Annotated in this window: 5 protein-coding genes; 3 read left to right on the top strand and 2 right to left on the bottom strand. The window is 34.6% G+C overall.

Annotated elements, in window-relative coordinates:
• The 3 genes from CYP84_RS03600 to CYP84_RS03590 all read left to right on the top strand — a co-directional run.
• On the top strand, positions 1-1,012 hold a 1,012-nt coding region (locus tag CYP84_RS03600), incomplete at its 5' end, for an McrB family protein (RefSeq protein ID WP_258033886.1).
• A gap of 4 nt (positions 1,013-1,016) precedes the next feature.
• Entirely contained in the window at positions 1,017-2,279 is a 1,263-nt protein-coding gene (locus tag CYP84_RS03595) for a 5-methylcytosine restriction system specificity protein McrC (RefSeq protein ID WP_103636704.1), read from the top strand.
• Positions 2,280-2,677: 398 nt separating this feature from the next.
• Positions 2,678-3,916, top strand: a complete 1,239-nt coding sequence (locus tag CYP84_RS03590; RefSeq protein WP_103636703.1) for a hypothetical protein — start codon at positions 2,678-2,680, stop codon at positions 3,914-3,916.
• 21 nt (positions 3,917-3,937) lie between these two features.
• On the opposite strand, the gene CYP84_RS03585 is transcribed toward CYP84_RS03590, so the two are convergent.
• Together CYP84_RS03585 and CYP84_RS03580 are read right to left on the bottom strand one after the other, a co-directional pair.
• Positions 3,938-4,225, bottom strand: coding sequence for a type II toxin-antitoxin system RelE/ParE family toxin (locus CYP84_RS03585; protein ID WP_103636702.1), 288 nt, complete (start codon positions 4,223-4,225; stop codon positions 3,938-3,940).
• A complete protein-coding gene (locus CYP84_RS03580) occupies positions 4,226-4,477 on the bottom strand; it encodes a hypothetical protein (protein WP_021089960.1) in 252 nt (83 codons plus the stop codon).
• Positions 4,478-4,528: the final 51 nt, after the last annotated feature.

Genomic DNA, 4,528 nt, shown 5'->3' with positions numbered 1-4,528 from the left:
TAATAGAATAATTTGCAAATTTAAAAATTATGTAGCAAGAAATTTAAATACAATGATCTCAAATGGATACAGACATATAGATACTGGAAATTTTGCAGAAACACTAACAGATGAAGAGAAAGAAATATATGAAAAATATGGTGGTGTTTTAAGGGATATTTTTGGCAATTTGTGCAAGTGTATTACTAATGCATTTGGCAAATTAACTCAAAATGGTATAAAAAATATCATATACTACGGTGCGCCTGGAACCGGCAAGACGAAATTCGTAAAAGACTGTCTTGATATTTTAGATCCGAATCATGATAAAACCCAATGGGTACAGTTTCATAGCGGTTTTGAATACGAGGATTTTATAGACGGCATAAAACCGATCGGCATACAAAACGGAAATTTAAATTTAGCTTTGACAAACGGCCTATTTAAAGAATTTTGCTTAAAAGCGGCGCAAAATGAAAAAGAAAATTTCTTTTTCATAGTTGATGAGATAAATAGAGCCGACATAGCAGCGGTATTTGGCGAAACGTTATCGCTTTTGGAGGAGAATTACCGAGGTAAAAGCATAAAGACTAAAAATTATGCACTTAGTAAACAGGAGTTTTCTATACCAAGCAACGTATATTTCATAGGTATGATGAACGACGTGGATAAAAGCATCGACTGCTTTGACTTGGCTCTAAGAAGGCGCTTTGCGTGGGTCTTGATGGAGTGTGATTATGAGGCTGTAGAAAATGCGACGGATAAAGCCTACAAGACAAAATGCAAAAATTTAAACCAATATATTACTGGCAAAACGTATGAGTTAAATGGCAAGCAAGAACAAGATGGTTTAAATTTAGGTAGAGCTTATGAGATTGGGCATTCGTATTTTCTCAAAAAGGAAGCAATGAGTGAGCAACAAATTTGGAATAGGCATATAGAACCGATCTTGCGTGAATATATCAGAACACAGTTTGGCGACGGCGAAGTAGAGAAAAAACTAAAGATGGCTAAGAAAATTTTCGTAGGCTAGTGCGATGTTTGAAGATAACAGCTGTTGCAAGTGTGCCGAGCATCAAAAAGAAATCACCTTTGATGAGATGACAAAAGGTAAGACGGGCATAATATTTCTAAACGGATGGCATGATAAATTTGACCCAAAGATAAAAGAAGGTCAAGATGCGCACTATATACTTAGAAAGTATGAAGACAGCAACTATGTATTTGGCAATTACATAGGCCATTTTACCTTTGAAGGACAAGAGTATATCATAAACTCGCGTTTCGGTAAGCAGCTAGAAGCCGAGCTTTTTAAAACTATCGACTCGTCGTTTTTTAGCTCTGGCGGTAGCGTCGCCGAGATAAATGGCGAGATCCCTATGGACTACATCCTTTACGCCTCGTTTATCAGCCGCTTAAAGCTAGCCAAGTTAAGCGGCTTTCCAAGCGTTTATAAGAAAATTCCTTTTAGAGACTACGCCCTGCACGGAAGCCTTGACGTTAAAAATTTTATCAAAAAAGATCAGCCCTTTATGGGTAAAATTTCAAGTCGAAAAAGCTCGCGAGTGCCTGACGAAGTGGTCGCAAGGGTGCTTTTAAAAGCTTACGATATCTTGGTTAGAAAAAACACTAAATTCGCACTTTACGACAAAGAAATAAAGAATTTTTTGCTAGCCAATGCTAATGGCAAGATGAAGAGTATCAGAGACATAGATACGGCTTTGAACTCAAAATCCGTTATGAACGAGCTTTATAAAGACTACAAAATTGCTCTTCAAATCGCCAGAGTTATCATTTTGCAAGATTCTAGATATACGAACGAAAGCGCCGTCAAAAATCTAAATTTTGGTTATTTACTGTATGCGCCCAACCTTTTTGAACTTTATGTCGAGAGGCTCATAAGAAGTGTATTAGGCGAATTTGGCGGTAAATTTAGCCTAGAGACTCAGTATAAAATTCCAGGCTTGGATTTGAGACCTGATTTTGCGATAAAAGATGAAGAAGGGAAAATTTTAGCTGTTTTGGATGCTAAATATAGGCATTTTTATAATGCCTATATAGGTGAAACTGATTGCAAGAATTTGCTACAAATAAAACAATACGTGGAGAAAGCCGGTTCAAACACTGGAATTCTAATCTATGCCAAAAGTAACGTCTTTAATGAGCCAAAAAACATAAGACATAGTTCTGAAAACAAAATTTTTATACTCAGTGTATTAACAAATGATAATAAAACATCTGCTGACGAATTTAAAAAGTACCTTAAGAAGATTTTAGAAACTATAAAAGAAAAAAGATAGTATCGCTGTCTATGTGGATATAAGATAAAAGGCACTATATCATCAAATGATCCGCTAGTAGTCGAAGTGCCAAGCAGAGAAACATACTGTAAAGATATGCTTTAAAGATAAAAAATAAAATACGTAAAATATGCGATTAGAAAAATGCCTATGTAGCAGATGATGCACAAACAAGCTAGCAGGGGTAGGCATAAAGGACTCATTCAGTCTAGCTCTAGAATATGACTTATATTTTAAAAGAATGTAGGTCAAATCTCTCTTTTACATTAAAAAGCCTCGCAGAGCCCAAAGGTTTAGAGCTCTCTAAACCAATTTGGGCAATAAAATGGTTTAGGCTAATGATTTTTGCCCAAACACATATAATTACTATAAATAGATATTAAATTTAAAGAGGCAATATGTTTAAAGACCAACAAGCAAACATAACATTTGAGCTAGCTAGTGACCGCACAAATGCTCACAATAGTAGAGAAGAAAAACCTGGCTATCTAATGCCAGGATACTATCTAAACGAAAAATATGGGATCTTGAAAAAGCCTGTGAGGCACATAAGATTAAATAAGCTTAGCTTCGATGATTTATGGCAAAAAAGAAGAGATGAGATGAAGTATGAAGTATCACATCTTGGCAAGATAAAGCTAGTGGATAAGCATAGGGGCAAAAAGCCGCTAAAGCAAAACTGTCACTATGAATGCGTCATAGGATTAAATGAGCATACGCAACTATCAAGCTTACTAAAATCCATAAAAGCTGTAAGCAAAATTTTAAACATTGAACCCATAAATTTATACATTCATAGTGATGAAGGGCACCTTTTGAGAAAGAGCGATAACAAGGAGATATTTCCACTATTTCATGATGAAAATGGCAAACTAGGTGGCACATACATTACAGATAAGGATGGCAGGGCTTATTATATTCATATAAAAGAGAGCATAAATGGCAAGCAATACTATGAAAAAGGGGCTGAACTGGAATATGAAAAATTTGAACCAATATTTCAAAAGCATGCTCATGTAGAATGGAATAGCTTAGTAAATGACAGAAACCAAATGCAAAGATTCAAAAAGAATACAACTGATCCAAATTTGGACTATAAAACCGTTTTTAAAACTGTATATAACACAAATGCTGAAATTCTGGGAATGATAAAAGGAGATGGTGGCAGTAAGCATAAGAAACTAAGAGCTTTTAGGGTAGCTAGTGAAAATGATAAGCTTATGAAAAAACTAGAAGAGCTAGAGGCTATCATTGAAAAAGATGAGACATATATAGAGATCATTACTAGATATAGTGAAGATCAAAAGGTAAAGATAGAAGAGCTAGAGCATGAAAATCAAACACTAAGAACAAGGCTTGGTAGTCAAGAAAGCTTATATAAAGCTCAAGAGACGGAGCTACAAACTACTAAAAATAAGCTTTACGAGGCTAATCAAGAGCTTATCAAAAAGAATATTGAAATAGAGCTTGCAAGAGAAGAGATAAGGCAAGTAAAAGAAGAAATTTATAATCTAGTCATAACTCATGCAAATACAAATATCAAGCTAAAAAGAGAGCTTGAACACTTTGGTATAGCCTTTCCTGTGGAGATTAAGATGCGAGAACTAAATAGTAATTTAGAGCTACAGTCTTTATAAATTTAAGCTAATAGCGTATTTCTATGAGTAAGGAGTAAGATTGTGCTTATATATTGCAAGTATTTTTATGTGATCTTGTTCTATACGAAAGACCACCACATACCCTTTAAAGATAAGGTCTCTAGTGTCTTCTCTATTGATTGTTTTATTTTTTCTAAATCTATAAGGCATATAAGAGATGCTTTTTAGCCTTTCTAATAGCTCACTATAAAAAGCCCGAGCAGTCTCAATGCTATCCTTAGAGTAAAAATCTAAAATGGCATCAAGTTGGCTTAGAAATTCCTTGCTTATATAAGGAATTTGTTGCATTTAGGCACCGTATTTTTTAAAAAGAGAATTTACATGAGCATTCATTTCGTCCATTGAGACATACTCTAGCTCTCCTTTATCATCCATATCAGAAATCCTCTTTAGATGCTCTTCGTCCTCTTTACTAAGATAGTTTTGCTGCTCACCATAGGTTTCAAAAATAGCAGCTGGATCTATTTTAAAAAGTAGAGCCTTTATCGCTTCAAGAGTGGTATTATCTGCAGTTGTTTGAATGTTTATCATGGTAGTCATAAAAGTCCTTTTAAATTTGGGTAGATTATAGCACTTTAGAGTCTTTTATTT

Source organism: Campylobacter concisus, assembly GCF_002912425.1.
Lineage (GTDB): Bacteria > Campylobacterota > Campylobacteria > Campylobacterales > Campylobacteraceae > Campylobacter_A > Campylobacter_A concisus_AH.
The sequence above is the reverse complement of the archived record's forward strand: the minus strand, read 5'-3'. Positions and strand labels throughout refer to the sequence as shown.

Coding starts and splice junctions, on each gene's coding strand:
- CYP84_RS03595 (WP_103636704.1), top strand. CDS start 1,017: ATGTTTGAAGATAACAGCTGTTGCAAGTGTGCCGAGCATCAAAAAGAA.
- CYP84_RS03590 (WP_103636703.1), top strand. CDS start 2,678: ATGTTTAAAGACCAACAAGCAAACATAACATTTGAGCTAGCTAGTGAC.
- CYP84_RS03580 (WP_021089960.1), bottom strand. CDS start 4,477: ATGACTACCATGATAAACATTCAAACAACTGCAGATAATACCACTCTT.
- CYP84_RS03585 (WP_103636702.1), bottom strand. CDS start 4,225: ATGCAACAAATTCCTTATATAAGCAAGGAATTTCTAAGCCAACTTGAT.